The organism is Paenarthrobacter sp. NPDC089988, assembly GCF_044748465.1.
In the GTDB taxonomy this organism is placed as follows: Bacteria; Actinomycetota; Actinomycetes; order Actinomycetales; family Micrococcaceae; genus Arthrobacter.
Window position 1 is genome coordinate 197,359 of record NZ_JBIVGD010000001.1, and the last position, 14,732, is coordinate 212,090.

The window sequence follows — 14,732 nt, forward strand, 5'->3', positions numbered from 1 at the left end:
GTGCGAAGGCTACAACTTGCAGTGGTCGCGGGGGCGGTGTAGCACTGCTGTGTTAAAGCCCGACGGCGGCCCTCACCTTTCGGTGAAAGCCGCCGTGCGGTTGGTGCTTGGTGACTTGTGGCCCAGCTTGTGGCTAGGCGTCGCCGCCTGCCCCGCCGGTAGTGCCGGCGTTGACATCCAGGAGCCGGTACTTCCCGATGGCCGTTTCCACTGCGTCAGCTGCGACTTCGCCCTTTGCCGCGAGGAGTTGCAGGGTTTTGGTGACGATGGAGTGGGTGTCGTTTTTGAAGTAGCGGCGTGCGGCTTGGCGGGTGTCGGAGAAGCCGAAGCCGTCTGCTCCGAGGGAGGCGAAGTCGTTGGGGATGTATTGGCGGATTTGGTCGGGGATGGCTTTCATGTAGTCGGAGACGGCGATGACGGGTCCGTGGTGGCCGTTGAGTTGTTCGGTGATGAAGGGGGTGGGAGCGGGTTGGCCGGGGTTGAGGAAGGCGTGTTCGTCGGCGGCGAGTCCGTCGCGTCGGAGTTCGTTCCAGGAGGTGACGGACCAGACGGTCGCGGCGACGCCCCAGTCTTCGGCGAGGATGCGGGCGGCGTCCAGTGCCCAGGGGACGGAGACGCCGGAGGCGAGGATTTGGGCGGTGGGCCGGTTCTGGTCCCCGTTGGTGGCCTGGGGGGCGTCTGCGAGTTTGTAGATGCCTTTGAGGAGCCCGGTGGTGTCGAGGTTGTCGGGTTCGGCGGGTTGGGTGATGGGTTCGTTGTAGACGGTGAGGTAGTACATCACGTTTTTGTCCGTGCTGTTTTCGCCGTACATGGTTTCGAGGCCGTGGCGGATGATGTGGCCGATTTCGTAGCCGTAGGCGGGGTCGTAGGTGCGCACGGCGGGGTTGGTCGCGGCGAGCAGGGGTGAGTGTCCGTCGGCGTGTTGGAGTCCTTCGCCGGTGAGGGTGGTTCGTCCTGCGGTGGCGCCGATGATGAAGCCGCGGGTCATTTGGTCCGCGGCGGCCCAGAAGGAATCGCCGGTGCGTTGGAAGCCGAACATGGAGTAGAACACGTAGATCGGGACCAGGGGTTCGCCGTGGGTGGCGTAGGAGGTTCCGGCGGCGGTGAACGCGGCGACGGCTCCGGCTTCGTTGATGCCGGGGTGGATGAGTTGGCCGGCGGGGGATTCTTTGTAGGCCAGGACGAGGTCGCGGTCTACGGAGAGGTAGTTCTGGCCTTTGGGGTTGTAGATTTTCGCGGTGGGGAAGAACGCGTCCATGCCGAAGGTGCGGGATTCGTCCGGGACGACCGGGACGAGGCGGTTGCCGAAGTTTTTGTCCCGCATGAGGTCTTTGAGGAGCCGGACGAAGGCCATGGTGGTCGCGGCTTGTTGTTTGCCGGAGCCGCGTTTGGCGATCTCGTAGGACTTGGTTTCGGGCAGGGTCACGGGGGTGTGGGAGGGGCGGCGTTCGGGCAGGAACCCGCCGAGGGCCTTGCGGCGTTCCATGAGGTACTGGATTTCGGGGGCGTCCATGCCGGGGTGGTAGTACGGGGGCCGGTAGAGGTCCGCGTCAAGTTGTTCGTCGGTGATGGGGATGCGCAGGTGGTCGCGGAAGGCCTTGAGGTCTTCCATGGTCAGTTTCTTCATTTGGTGGGTCGCGTTGCGGCCCTCGAAGTGCGGTCCCAGGCCGTAGCCCTTGACGGTTTTGGCGAGGATGACGGTGGGTTTGCCCTTGAACTCCGTTGCTGCCTTGTACGCGGCGTAGACCTTGCGGTAGTCGTGGCCGCCGCGTTTGAGGTTCCAGATCTGCTCGTCGGTGAGGTCCGCGACCATGTCCTTGGTTTGCGGGGTGCGGCCGAAGAAGTGTTCGCGGACGAACCCGCCGGATTCGGCTTTGTAGGTTTGGTAGTCACCATCGGCGGTTTCGTTCATGAGCTTGACCAGGGCGCCGTCGGTGTCGTTCTCCAGGAGGGTGTCCCATTCGCGACCCCAGACGACCTTGATCACGTTCCAGCCCGCGCCGCGGAAGAACGCCTCGAGCTCCTGCATGATCTTGCCGTTGCCGCGGACGGGTCCGTCGAGGCGTTGGAGGTTGCAGTTGATGACGAAGTTCAGGTTGTCCAGGTTCTCGTTCGCGGCGAGCTGGAGCAGGCCACGGGATTCGGGTTCGTCCATTTCCCCGTCACCGAGGAACGCCCAGACCTGCTGGTCGGTGGTGTCCTTGATCCCGCGGTTGTGCAGGTACCGGTTGGACTGGGCCTGGTAGATCGCGTTCATCGGGCCGATACCCATCGACACGGTCGGGAACTCCCAGAACTGGGGCATCAGGCGCGGGTGCGGGTAGGAGGACAGGGCATGGCCTTCCTTGGACTTCTCCTGCCGGAACCCGTCCAGATCCTCCTCGCTCAACCGGCCTTCCATGAACGCCCTGGCGTACATGCCCGGAGATGCGTGGCCCTGGAAGAACACCTGGTCCCCGCCCGAGGGGTGGTCCTTGCCGCGGAAGAAGTGGTTGAACCCCACCTCATACAACGTCGCGGCCCCGGCGTAGGTGGAGATATGCCCGCCCACACCAATATCGGCCCGCTGCGCCCGGTGCACCATCACGGCCGCGTTCCACCGCATGTACGCCCGGTACCGGCGCTCGAACTCCTCGTTGCCCGGGAACACCGCTTCCTGGTCCACCGGGATCGTGTTCACGTAATCAGTGGTCGTCACCATCGGAACACCCACGCTCCGGGCACCAGCACGCTGCAACAACGAACGCATAATGTACTGCGCCCGCTCCGTACCCTGCTCCGCGATCAACGCATCAAGGGACTCAATCCACTCCGCGGTCTCTTCCGGATCACGATCAGGCAACTGGGCAGTCAACCCACTAAGGATGTGTGAGGTCTCTTCTCCTGCAGCCACGTCCAACCTTCCTTTAGGCGCATCCATCGGCGCCTCAGGTCCGGCAGGGTAACTGCCCGTCGTGAACGCGTCGTGTGCGACATCTCGGTTTCAAACAGCCCGGTCCGATGCGCCGGGCAGGTCTTGTGAGCGCGTGGCTGCCCGATGGAATCCCTCGGGGCGATCGCCCTGCAGCCAATGCACTCATGGCCACTCTAGCTTTGACGGCGCTGGTATGCGTAGCCGCGGGCCCGGACGGGCGTTGTATGTCACACCCCGGCGCGTTCCGTGACGGATGCCACGCGATTGTCACGGCTTCGAAACACGCCGGGTGGTGCGGAATATGGTGGATCGCAGGGACAATGGCTTGAAGCACGCGCCCAAAGGGTGTTGGCTGTTAGTAATGGAAGTCACTTCAAAAGGAGGAAACGTGAGCGAGGCCGACGCCGCCACATCGGTAAATGTGGCGGAAAGATTGGGTTTCAAAGATGGGGATCTGATTCAGGAACGCGGCTACGACGACGACGTCGATTTCGACTTGCGTGACGACATTGAAGATGTCACGGGTTCAGAGCTGCTGGATGAAGACGACCACGATGTCGTCGACGCTGTGATTTATTGGTGGCGCGACGGCGACGGAGACCTGGTTGATGCGCTGATGGATTCGCTCACCACCCTCAAGGAAGGCGGCGTGGTGTGGGTGCTGACACCGAAGTCAGGCCGCGAGAACTACGTTTCACCTGCTGACATCCAGGATGCCGCCCCTACGTCCGGTTTGCACTTGACCACGTCGGCCGGGGTTTCCAAGGACTGGAGCGCCACCCGCCTGGTGGCAAAGAAGAACAAGTGACGGAAGTCCAGGAATCTTCCGCCCTCTCGGTAGTCCCCGAGGTTGGCCTGCCGGCCCCGGACTTCGAGTTGTCCAACCAGTACGGTGAGCCGATCCGGCTTTCGGATTTCAGGGGCCGCAACGTAGTAGTGGTGTTTTACCCATTCGCTTTTTCCGGCATATGCACAGGCGAGCTCTGCGAAATCCGCGACAACATTGGGTCCTTCGAGGATTCCGATGCGACGGTGCTGGCTGTTTCCGTAGACAGCAAATTCGCGTTGCGGGCCTACGCCGAGAAGGAAGGCTACGGATTCGATCTGCTGGCAGACTTCTGGCCTCACGGCGCCGTTGCCCGGCAGTACGGGGTTTTCGATGCGCAGAGCGGAATGGCGCTGAGGGGCACGTTCATCATCGATACCGAGGGCATCGTGCGCTACGTGGTGGTTAATCCGCGTGGCCAGGCGCGGGATCTCGCGGAATACCGCGCAGCCCTGTCGGCGCTTTCGAGGACATAGCGTGGCCAGCGCACGGCCGGGGGTGGGCATGACGGGCTTTGCCAGCATGCCGCCGGTATCCGCCGATGCTCTGGCCCCGGACGAGGTGGCTGCCCTGAAGGATGCCTCCGCTGTCCTTGCCGGCAAGCGGCTGGCCATGCTCACCGGTGCCGGACTCAGTACCGACTCCGGCATTCCGGATTACCGTGGTCCGGGCTCGGCTCCGAGGAAGCCCATGACCTACCAGGAGTTCATTGCCAGTGTGGAGAACCGCCGCCGGTACTGGGCCAGGAACCATCTTGGATGGTCGCATCTGCGGCACGCGGATCCGAACGCTGGCCATGCCGCAGTCGCCTTGATGGAGCAACGCGGTCTTTTGACCGGCCTCATTACCCAGAACGTTGACAGGCTCCATGAGGACGCAGGAAGCGTCAATGTAGTGGACCTCCATGGGCGGTTCGACCAAGTCATCTGCCTCGACCACGGACATACGTTTTCCCGGAAGCTGCTGGCGGCCATCCTCGAGGAACTCAATCCTGGTTTCGTGGAGGCCGCCCTGGAGGCCGGTGTAGTCGAAATGGCCCCCGACGCCGACGCAACCATCGAGGATCCGGCCTTGATCACGTCCTTCGTGGTGGCAGTGTGTCCCGTATGCGGCGGAACCCTGAAGCCCGATTTCGTCTACTTCGGCGAGAACGTCCCCAAGGACAGGGTGGATCGGGCCTACGCCATGGTGGACAGCGCGGACGCCTTGCTCGTGGCCGGGTCGTCGTTGACCGTGATGAGCGGACTGAGGTTCGTCCGGCATGCGTCCCAAGCGGGCAAGCCGGTGGTGATCATCAACAGGGGAACCACCCGTGGAGACGGGTTGGCAACGCTCAAGCTTGATCTCGGCGTCAGCGGTGCCCTGGAGTATTTGTCCCGTGATTTGCCTGATCTGCCGGACCCTGGGAGCACGATTGGTGTTTCCACCGGATGATCAGGTAAAGTCGTTGTTCGTTGGCTGGAGCGGCAAGGAAAGAAAGCCGCCGAAACCAAGGTAAGGGTCTTTAGCTCAGCTGGTAGAGCGCCACGTTTACACCGTGGATGTCATCGGTTCGATCCCGGTAGGACCCACCAAGCAACCCCGTCATTTCACACTGATAAGTGGAAATGGCGGGGTTCTTTCGTTTTCGTCCGTCTTTGCCGCCCGGTGCTGGTGAGGAAGCCCGTCCACTAAAAATGTCAGGGCCTCCGCTTAGCGTTCCGTTCATGGAGCACGTCTTTATTCGTAACAACCCCGACGGCACTCCGGCTGCGGTCGTCAGGGGTGCCAGGGAATGGCAGATAGCGGTTGACCCTGTGAGGTGGTTTGAGAGGGTTCCGTGGTGGGAGAGCGCTCGTCGGATGCCAAGGGGGCAAGGGCGCGTGGACGTCGAAGTGTGGCAGGTACAGGTTCGGCTGGGAAGCAACGCCAAGTCGATGCTCGCCACTTGGGAGCTGGTGAGGGACGGCGCAGGCGGGGGATGGTGCCTGAGGGGCGGGGAACTGGCCGTCGCCTGATCTTCCCGGGAAATGGATGAGCTCTCCACCGCGACTATTGGGGATGCCGCGGTGGAGAGCTCGAAGATGAATATACATTGAACTTTTGGGTTTGGAAAGTTGCGCAGTGGCAGCTCCGTCCCTGTGTCGGGAGCTGCCGGCCACCGCCAGGATGGACTCCCCCTCTTGCCACTATGATGGGAATTGTTCAGCAGACTGGACAGCCGGTTGAGATCGACAAAGGAGAATCATGGCCGATTCCCGTACCACCCGCCCGGATGGGCTGGGTTCCTCTTCGCCGGCGCCGGCGGTAACCCGCGCTGCAGCAGTACTGGAGGCCCTGGCGGAGTCGCCGTCGGGGCGCCTGACGCTCAGTGACTTGTCCCGGGAGCTTGGCATTCCCAAGTCGTCCACGTCCAACCTTCTGCTTGCGCTGGAGGAGGCCCGGCTGATCACCCGCCAAGGTGCCGATTTCGCACTGGGACGCAAGCTGGTGGAATTGGGCGCCGCCTATCTCAGCCGCCTCGACGAGGTGCAGGAGTTCTACAAGTACTGTGAGCAGGCACCAACCCTTTCGGGCGAAACGGTCCGGGTTGCCATGCTTGATGGCGACCACGTTATTTACCTGGCACGTTACGAAGGCCATCCCGCCGTTCGATTGACCTCGAACATCGGCGACAAGATGCCGGTTTCACTGTGCGGAGTTGGCAAAGCGCTCATCGCCCAGCTGCACGATCACGACATCGAGGCCATGTTCCCCGATGGCTCGGAGCTTCCGGTCATGACGGCGAACTCGCTGCGGACGGCCGAAGAACTCAAGGCCCAGATTTCCACCATCCGTAAACAGGGCTTCGCCTTCGAGGATGAAGAGTCCACCGTGGGAGTCGTCTGCCTGGCCGTACCCGTTCCCACCCATGGCGCGCACGGTCCAAGCCTCGGCCTTTCCGTCACGGCGCTGAAGGCGACCTATTCGGATGAGCAAGGTGCGCTCATGGTCAAGGAACTGAAGGAACTGGCGCGGTCACTGGGTAATCCCATGGGCTAGCCCGCGAATAGCTTTCATTAAATCTGATTACAACCTTGGCATGTGATTCAACTCGCTGTACGCTGTTCAACATAGTGACCTTGGCGGTTGATGCCATCACTATCTCGCCGGGCCAACGGGGGCCTGGCGCGATGTTGAGGGAGTGCTTGTGATTACTCGAACCAATGCAAAGCTCGCAGCAGAAGCTGACGACGCTGTTGTTGAACCGGAGCAGCTGCGCAGGGCGACGCTGGCCAGTTCCGTAGGCTCCGCTCTGGAGTACTACGACTTCTACATTTACGGCCTGGCTTCTGCTTTGATCTTTGGGCCATTGTTCTTCAAGCCTTTGGGCGACAGCGGCGCATTGATCGCGTCGTTCGCCACGTATGGCGTCGGGTTTGCGGCGCGGCCCTTTGGTGGCATTTTCTTCGGTTTCATCGGCGATCGTTTTGGCCGCAAAATGGTGCTGCTCCTGACCATCGGCATGATGGGCCTTGCTAGCTTCGCCATCGGCCTCCTGCCTACCTTTGAGCAGGCGGGTATGCTCGGTGCCGTTTTGCTCGTTGTCCTGCGCATCATCCAGGGACTGGGCGCGGGTGCTGAACAGGCGGGTGCCACCACGCTCATCTCGGAAGTCGCACCGCGCCGCCGTCGTGGTTTCTTTGCTTCCCTGCCGTTCGTCGGGATCCAGCTGGGTACCCTGCTCGGCGCCGGAACGTTTGCCCTCATTGCCATGGCAGACAAGTCGGTGCTGCAAGGATGGTTGTGGCGCGTACCGTTCCTTGCCAGCTTCATCCTCATTGCCGTTGCGGTCTTCATCCGTCTGAAGTTGAAGGAGACGCCTGCTTTCCAGGAACTCGAGAAGCACAAGAATGTGGTCAAGAATCCCATCGGGGCCCTGTGGAAGCACTCGAAGAAGAACGTCCTGGTGGGCATCGGGCTGCGGATGGGCGAGAACGGAAACTCTTCGATCTACTCTGCATTGCTTGTCTCGTTCATGAGCATGCCGGCGGGCGTCTTCGCCGGCAACAACTCCATCGGGCCTGTTGGCCTGCTCATTGCGGCGGGTTTCGCGGCGATCCTGGTGGTAACTTTCGGTGCCTTGTCGGACCGCTTCGGCCGGGTCCCGGTTTACCGCTACGGAGCCCTGTTCCAGGCCATCATTGCCGTTCCTGCCTTTTACCTCGTCACCCTTGGCAACGTCACCTTGGTGTGGGTGGTCATGGCGGTCGGAATTGCCATCGGCGTCCAGTCGATGCTCGGTCCCCAGTGCCCGCTGCTTCCCGAACTGTTCGGATCCCAGTACCGCTTCACGGGTGTTGCCATGAGCCGCGAGATCTCGGCTGTTATTGCCGGTGGTGTGGCCCCACTGCTGGGCGCCGTCCTCCTTGCGGCAACCAATCATTCCTGGCTGGTCCTCGCTGTGTATTCGTTGGTCCTTGCACTGATTTCCTTTGTCACCACGTTCTTCACGCCGGAAACGGTTGGCCGTGACCTGGTCAGCACGGAAGACGCCAAGTAGCAGCCGAAGCAGCGCAAAAGGCCCCCGCTCCTGTGAGGGAGCGGGGGCCCTTTTGGCTGCCGTGCTGGCTTAGTAAAAGTGCACCGGGTCCACGAGGTGCGGCAGTTCGCCACCGTCGATGAACGTGCGCAGGTTGCTGCAGAAGCGCTCGGCGATGAGCCGGTTTTCCGCGGTGCTGAGCGCCGAGGTGTGCGGGGAGACGAGGACCTTCGGGTGGTTCCAGAGCGGGCTGTCCTGGGGGAGCGGTTCAACGGCGAAAACGTCCAGGCACGCGTAGGAGACCTGCCCGTTGTTGAGGGCTTCGAGGAGCGCGTCCTCGTCCACCACGGTGCCGCGGCCGACGTTGACGAAGACGGCTCCAGGCTTCATGGCCGAGAAAATCTCCGTGCTGAACAGCTTTTCCGTGTAGGGGGTGCCGGGCAGCGTGTTCACCACGGCATCGGCGTCGGCCACCAGGCCGGCAAGGCCGTCGTTGGTGGTCACTTGGTCGATGCCCTCAATGGCCTCGACGTTGCGCTTGGTGCCGCTGACCCTCATGCCCAGGGCCCGGGAGATACGGGCTGTTTCCATGCCGATCTCGCCGAGGCCCGCGATGACCACCTTGGAACCGTTGGCAAGCTTGGTGGGCGTGCGCAGGGCCGGCCAGACCTTGGCTGCCTGGTCCTGTGCCATCTCGGCGCTGCGCTTGAAGCCGTTGAGGATACCGAAGGCGGAGAACTCTGCGAGGGGCAGCGCGTGCACGCCGGCGGAGGTGGTGACGTGGAACTTGCGGAGCGTTTCAGTGTCGAGTCCCGAGGCTTTGACGGCTCCACCGGCGCCTGCTGCCATGGCATGGATCCACTGCAGGTGCGGGTTGCTTTGGGCAATCCGCGCCAGGCCGGCAGGGCTTTCGTTGGGGAAGCCGTAGAGGACTTGTGCTTTGTTGAGCATGGCCCAGTAGCGTTCCTCCTGCTCAGGGGTGCGCTTGAAGTCCGGGTCGCCGGCGTGGTCGGCGGGAAAACGTTCCGGCGGCAGCAGGTCCGGCTCGTACAGAACCGTCACGGAAGGGTCTATGGCGCGGATTTGCTCTACGTACTCAGCCTCGAGGGGTACAGCGATCGCGATGGTAAGTTCATCAGTCGTCATGGTGTTCATCATACTGAATGGAGGCTAGGATATTGAACAGAGTTCCATCATTTGGGCACATTAGCTGAGGCACCAGTGCCTGTTGCACGAGGAAGTGAGGATCGGCTCCATGACGAGTAAGAGCGTGGGATTTGTAGGTCTGGGTCTCATGGGTGGCCCCATGGCGGCCAGCATCGCCGCGGCCGGCTGGGACGTGACCGCATGGAACCGCTCGAGCGCAGCGTTCAACGATCTGGATGTCGCACGCGCAGCAAGCGTCGCCGATCTGCGGGACCAGCCCACCGTGATCTTCATGCTCCCCGACTTGCCCTTCATCGAGGCTGCCGCCTCCGGCCTGCTCGACTCCTGGCGGGCGGCGCCACCCAAGCCGGGGACCGCCGTCGTCGTCATGAGCAGCGTCTCCCCAACAGAAGTACAGCGCTTTGGCGAAACCGTGGAGGTGGCCAGCGGCGGCAATGCCGTGGTGGTCGACGCCCCCGTCAGCGGTGGCACGGTGGGCGCCCGCGATGGAACCCTCGCCATCATGGTGGGCGCCTCGGAGGCTGATTTCCAACGGCTCGAACCGCTCTTCTCCACCATGGGCACCACCGTTCGACGAATGGGTCCCCTGGGGTCGGGCTCGCTCGCCAAGGCGTGCAACCAGCTGATCGTCGGAAGCACGACGGCGGCACTTGCCGAGGCGGCGGAACTCGCCGAACGTTCGGGCATGGATGTGGCAGCCCTCTATGACGTGTTGTCCGGAGGCCTGGCGGGCAGCCGTGTCCTGGAGGTCGTGGGACCCCGGCTCGCGGCCAAGGACTACACGCCCACCGGCCCGGCCAAGTTCATGCACAAGGACCTCGGATTCCTGCTGGACAGTGCCAGGGCAGCAGGCTCCGCGGTTCCCATGGCCACGGCGGCGATTGAACTCTATGCCGAACTGAAGCGGCAGGGCCTGGGGGACCAGGACCTCGCCGTCGTGCGGCAGGCAATAGCCAACCTGGGCGCGGCATCTCCCGCGTCGCAGGTCTCCAATTAAACCGGCACCAACCAAGAAGGAAAACAAAGAACCATGAGTGGACTATTCGACCTGACCGGGCGCATTGCGTTGGTCACGGGCTCGAGCCGCGGGATCGGCAACGCGCTGGCCCGTGGCCTGGCAGATGCCGGTGCGACGGTGGTGCTCAACGGCATCAGCACCGAGCGGCTGGAATCCGCGCACCAGGCCATGGCCGCTGAGTACCCGGAAGGACGCGTACACAGCCGTGCGTTCGACGTCACCGATGCCGCGTCCGCCGCTGAAGGCGTGGAGTGGATCGAAAAGAACGTCGGCCCCCTGGACATCCTGGTGAACAACGCCGGAATCCAGCACCGCGTCCCCATGCTGGACCTGGACGTCAAGGACTGGGATCGGGTCATCACCACGGACCTCACCAGCGCCTTCCTGGTGGGCCGCGAGGCTGCCCGCCACATGATTCCCCGTGGCCAGGGCAAGATCATCAACATCTGCTCCGTCCAGACGGACCTGGCCCGTCCCACCATTGCACCGTACGTCGCTGCCAAGGGTGGCTTGCGTAACCTCACCCGTGCCATGACGGCCGAATGGGCGGCTTCCGGTCTCCAGATCAACGGCATCGCCCCGGGGTACATCCACACGGAAATGACGCAGAACCTGGTTGACGATTCCGACTTCAACTCCTGGATCCTCGGCCGCACGCCGGCCAACCGCTGGGGTACCGTTGCCGACCTGGCAGGCCCCACGGTATGGCTCGCCTCGCAGGCTTCGAACTTCGTCAACGGCCAAACCATCTTCGTCGACGGTGGAATGACGGTGGTGGTCTGATGGGCATCGCACTTCCTTCCTCCGGACCCGCAGTGGTTGCCCACGGCAAAGGCGACCTCCGCATCGAAGACATCCCGCTGGCGACGCCGGCAGCCGACGAGTCGATCGTGGAGATCGCCTACGGCGGCATCTGCGGATCCGACCTCCACTACTGGTTGCACGGGGCAGCCGGTGAGTCCATCCTCAAGGCACCCATGGTGCTCGGACACGAAATCGTTGGCGTGGTAGTGCAGCAGGCAGCAGACGGAAGCGGTCCGGGCGTCGGCACGCCCGTGGCTGTCCACCCTGCCACTCCAGCGCCGGGCGAGGCCAGGTACCCCGAGGACCGGCCCAACCTCTCCCCGGGATGCACCTACCTGGGCAGTGCAGCGCGTTACCCCCACACTGACGGTGCCTTCAGCCGCTACGCCAACCTTCCCTCCCGCATGCTGCGCGAACTGCCCGCGTCCCTGGACCTGCGGACAGCCGCCCTGGTGGAGCCGGCGAGCGTCGCCTGGCACGCCGTAGCCCGCGCCGGTGATGTAGCTGGCAAGAGCGCCCTGGTGATCGGCAGCGGCCCAATCGGTGCCTTGACGGTCGCCGTCCTGAAGCGGGCCGGAGCGTCCCGGATTGTCGCCGTCGACATGCATGACAAGCCACTGGAAATCGCCCGGGCCGTGGGCGCCGATGCCGTCCTGAAGGGTGACGACGCCGAGGCGATCGCCGCAGTGGACGCGGACATCGTCATTGAGTCCTCGGGCAGCCACTTCGGCCTCGCGTCAGCCATCAAGGGTGCCACCCGCGGCGGCAAGGTGGTGATGGTGGGTCTTCTGCCGTCCGGCCCGCAGCCCGTGTTCATTTCGCTGGCCATCACCCGCGAGCTGGAATTGCTGGGCTCGTTCCGCTTCAACGACGAAATCGACCAGGTCATCGCCGCGTTGGCTGACGGTTCGTTGTCAGTGGATCCGGTAGTCACGCACGAATTCGACCTCGCGCACGGACTGGAAGCCTTCGAAGTCGCCAGGAACTCCGCCGAATCCGGCAAGGTCCTCCTGAACTTCCAGGACTAATTCCGGGCCACCGGCACAAAAACGCGGGGCTGGCCGTCCCAGCTGGGGGCCAGCTCCGCGATGGTCTGCTTCATGATCCTGCCGGAGGCTTCGCGGGCGCGGGGGCCGTCGCCGTCGTGGATCGCATGGGCGACGTCGATGTGCCACTGCAGCGCTTGCTGCTGTGGGTGCTCCGGCATCAAACCGTGCACTGTCCGGCCCGTCAAGGTCTCCGTTACCTGGCCGATCAGGTTGGCGAACATCTCGTTGCCGGATCCGGAAAGGACCAAGGCGTGGAACCGGATATCCAGATCCAGGAACGTAGCCATGTCTCCGGCATCGCCGGACTTCTTCATGGCCAGGGAGATGTCCACGAGCTCCTGCCTGAGGGTTGCCGGTGCGTTGTCGGCGGCAAGTTCCGCGGCCACAGGCTCGACGGCGGAACGCAACTCTGCGAGCGACCTCAACTGCGCGCCGCGTCCTTCGCCGGCAAGGCGCCAGCGGATCACCAACGGGTCGAAGGGGTTCCAGCGGTGGGCTGGCAGGACCCGGATGCCCACCCGCTTGATGGTCTCGACGAGGCCGAGGGACTGAAGCACGCGAACGGCCTCGCGCACCACCGAGCGCGAGACGTTCAATTCGTCTTCCAAATGCTCCGCCAGCATGACATGCCCTGTTGGCAGGGTGCCGCCGACGATCCGGGTACCCAGGTGCTCGACGGCGCGGTGGTGGAGGCTGGTTGACATAGAGGTAAGCATAGTGGCGGGCGAAGGTCCTTCGCGCGCAGCGTGCGTGGGTGCGACCGGGATCCGATGCCGGACGGAACGGCCGCAACCGGGATCCGATGCCGGACGGAACGGCCGCAACCTAGACTGTTTATGACGCGGCAGTGTCCCACAACGTGGGCCATGCTTCCGGCCCACGGCTTAAATACGTATGGTTTATTACAGCCCCTGTTTATCAAAATCGTTTCCTGCATGCCCGCAGGACTGAATGCACACGATCGAATTGGAGTTTTGATGTCAGCACACATCGGTGTCACCGGCCTAGCGGTGATGGGCGCCAACCTGGCCCGTAACCTTGCCCGCAACGGCTTCACTGTGGCACTTCACAACCGCTCCGTGGAAAAGACCGACGCCCTGCTGGAGAAGCACGGCTCCGAAGGCGACTTCATCCGCACGGAAACGCTGCAGGAACTCGTTGACTCGCTGGAAAAGCCGCGCCGCGTCCTGATCATGGTCAAGGCCGGTGCTCCGGTGGACAACGTGATCGAGCAGCTTGAGCCTTTGCTTGAGGCAGGGGACATCATCATCGATGCCGGTAACTCGCACTACGAGGACACCCGCCGCCGCGAAGCTGCCCTGGCCAAGAAGGACCTGCACTTTGTGGGCGTTGGCGTCTCCGGTGGTGAGGAGGGCGCGCTGAACGGCCCGTCCATCATGCCTGGTGGTTCCCGCGAGTCCTACGACGCACTCGGCCCGCTGCTGGAGAAGATCTCCGCCAAGGTGGACGGCGAACCCTGCTGCGCCTGGGTTGGTACCGACGGTGCCGGACACTTCGTGAAGATGGTCCACAACGGCATCGAGTACGCCGACATGCAGGTCATCGGCGAAGCCTTCGACCTCCTCCGCTCCGGTGCGGGCATTGAGCCGGCCGAGCAGTCCAAGATCTTCGCTGAGTGGAACAAGGGCGATCTGTCCTCCTTCCTGATCGAAATCTCCGCCGAGGTCCTGGGCCACGTCGATGCCAAGACCGGCAAGCCGTTCGTTGACGTCGTGGTGGACGCTGCCGGCCAGAAGGGCACGGGCCGCTGGACGGTCATTTCCGCCCTGGAACTCGGTTCGCCGGTTTCGGGCATTGCGGAGTCCGTGTTCGCGCGTGCCCTGTCTTCCCAGGCAGAACAGCGCAAGCTGGGCCAGGAACTGCTCGCCGGTGAGGAAGCCGCCGTCGAAATCCCCGAGACGTTCGTTGAGGACGTCCGCCAGGCGCTGTACGCCTCCAAGCTGGTTTCCTACGCCCAGGGCCTGGACATGCTGACTTCGGCCGCGAAGGAATACGGCTGGGACCTCAAGCTGGACGAGATCGCCTCCCTGTGGCGTGCAGGCTGCATCATCCGGGCGGAACTGCTCAAGGACATCACCAAGGCCTACGCCGCCGAAGAGAAGCCGGCCAACCTGCTCTTCGCTCCGGCGTTCACCAAGGCGATCGCCGAGGTTCTTCCGGCCTGGCGCCGCGTGGTGGCCACCGCCGTCCAGTTGGGCATTCCGGTACCGGTGTTCTCCTCCTCGCTCGCGTACTACGACGGCCTGCGCCGCAAGCGCGTTGCCGCTGCCCTGATCCAGGGCCAGCGCGACCTTTTCGGTGCACACACCTACGGCCGCGTTGACGCCGAAGGCACGTTCCACACCCTGTGGGGCGAAGACAAGTCCGAAGTTTCGGCAGTCGACACCCACTAGTTTCGCCCATGGAAAGGCCGGTCCCTCCCAGTAGTCTGG

General features: G+C 63.3%; 13 protein-coding genes and 1 tRNA gene. 11 read left to right on the forward strand and 3 right to left on the reverse strand.

The window, feature by feature from the left end:
* Window positions 1-133: 133 nt before the first annotated feature.
* Complete coding sequence (gene aceE / locus ACIPV6_RS00925; protein WP_400269117.1) at window positions 134-2,920, reverse strand: pyruvate dehydrogenase (acetyl-transferring), homodimeric type; 2,787 nt, start codon at window positions 2,918-2,920, stop codon at window positions 134-136.
* Window positions 2,921-3,302: 382 nt separating this feature from the next.
* Between aceE and ACIPV6_RS00930 the strand changes: the two genes are divergently transcribed.
* From ACIPV6_RS00930 to ACIPV6_RS00960, 7 genes are all read left to right on the forward strand, one after another.
* On the forward strand, window positions 3,303-3,722 hold the full coding sequence (locus ACIPV6_RS00930) for a DUF3052 domain-containing protein (protein WP_397321510.1): 420 nt from the start codon (window positions 3,303-3,305) through the stop codon (window positions 3,720-3,722).
* Window positions 3,719-4,216, forward strand: a complete 498-nt coding sequence (locus tag ACIPV6_RS00935) for a peroxiredoxin (protein WP_400269118.1) — start codon at window positions 3,719-3,721, stop codon at window positions 4,214-4,216. Before ACIPV6_RS00930 ends, ACIPV6_RS00935 begins: the two co-directional genes overlap by 4 nt.
* Before the next feature lies 1 nt (window position 4,217).
* Window positions 4,218-5,174, forward strand: a complete 957-nt coding sequence (locus tag ACIPV6_RS00940; protein ID WP_400269119.1) for an NAD-dependent protein deacetylase — start codon at window positions 4,218-4,220, stop codon at window positions 5,172-5,174.
* Between the two features lie 64 nt (window positions 5,175-5,238).
* Window positions 5,239-5,314: transfer RNA gene (locus tag ACIPV6_RS00945), tRNA-Val, on the forward strand.
* Between the two features lie 132 nt (window positions 5,315-5,446).
* Window positions 5,447-5,737 carry a hypothetical protein gene (locus ACIPV6_RS00950; RefSeq protein WP_400269120.1) on the forward strand — a complete coding sequence of 97 codons (291 nt, stop codon included), beginning with the start codon at window positions 5,447-5,449 and terminating at the stop codon, window positions 5,735-5,737.
* A 229-nt stretch (window positions 5,738-5,966) separates the two neighbouring features.
* Window positions 5,967-6,761 carry an IclR family transcriptional regulator gene (locus tag ACIPV6_RS00955; protein WP_400269121.1) on the forward strand — a complete coding sequence of 265 codons (795 nt, stop codon included), beginning with the start codon at window positions 5,967-5,969 and terminating at the stop codon, window positions 6,759-6,761.
* A gap of 142 nt (window positions 6,762-6,903) precedes the next feature.
* Entirely contained in the window at window positions 6,904-8,262 is a 1,359-nt protein-coding gene (locus tag ACIPV6_RS00960) for an MFS transporter (protein WP_400269122.1), read from the forward strand.
* Between the two features lie 69 nt (window positions 8,263-8,331).
* On the opposite strand, the gene ACIPV6_RS00965 is transcribed toward ACIPV6_RS00960, so the two are convergent.
* Window positions 8,332-9,399, reverse strand: coding sequence for a D-2-hydroxyacid dehydrogenase (locus tag ACIPV6_RS00965; protein ID WP_400269123.1), 1,068 nt, complete (start codon window positions 9,397-9,399; stop codon window positions 8,332-8,334).
* 97 nt (window positions 9,400-9,496) lie between these two features.
* On the opposite strand from ACIPV6_RS00965, the gene ACIPV6_RS00970 reads away from it, so the two are divergent.
* The 3 genes from ACIPV6_RS00970 to ACIPV6_RS00980 are packed head-to-tail and all read left to right on the forward strand — an operon-like array spanning window position 9,497 to window position 12,258.
* Window positions 9,497-10,405 (forward strand): NAD(P)-dependent oxidoreductase, encoded by a 909-nt coding sequence (locus tag ACIPV6_RS00970; RefSeq protein ID WP_400269124.1) that lies wholly within the window; start codon window positions 9,497-9,499, stop codon window positions 10,403-10,405.
* A gap of 33 nt (window positions 10,406-10,438) precedes the next feature.
* Window positions 10,439-11,209 carry an SDR family oxidoreductase gene (locus tag ACIPV6_RS00975; protein WP_400269125.1) on the forward strand — a complete coding sequence of 257 codons (771 nt, stop codon included), beginning with the start codon at window positions 10,439-10,441 and terminating at the stop codon, window positions 11,207-11,209.
* On the forward strand, window positions 11,209-12,258 hold the full coding sequence (locus ACIPV6_RS00980; protein ID WP_400269126.1) for an L-idonate 5-dehydrogenase: 1,050 nt from the start codon (window positions 11,209-11,211) through the stop codon (window positions 12,256-12,258). The genes ACIPV6_RS00975 and ACIPV6_RS00980 overlap by 1 nt, the downstream gene beginning before the upstream one ends.
* On the opposite strand, the gene ACIPV6_RS00985 is transcribed toward ACIPV6_RS00980, so the two are convergent.
* Window positions 12,255-12,983, reverse strand: a complete 729-nt coding sequence (locus tag ACIPV6_RS00985; RefSeq protein ID WP_400269127.1) for a FadR/GntR family transcriptional regulator — start codon at window positions 12,981-12,983, stop codon at window positions 12,255-12,257. The genes ACIPV6_RS00980 and ACIPV6_RS00985 overlap by 4 nt on opposite strands.
* A gap of 273 nt (window positions 12,984-13,256) precedes the next feature.
* Here ACIPV6_RS00985 and gndA point away from each other — a divergent pair, with 273 nt between their 5' ends.
* A complete protein-coding gene (gene gndA / locus ACIPV6_RS00990) occupies window positions 13,257-14,693 on the forward strand; it encodes an NADP-dependent phosphogluconate dehydrogenase (protein ID WP_400269128.1) in 1,437 nt (478 codons plus the stop codon).
* Window positions 14,694-14,732 lie beyond the last annotated feature (39 nt).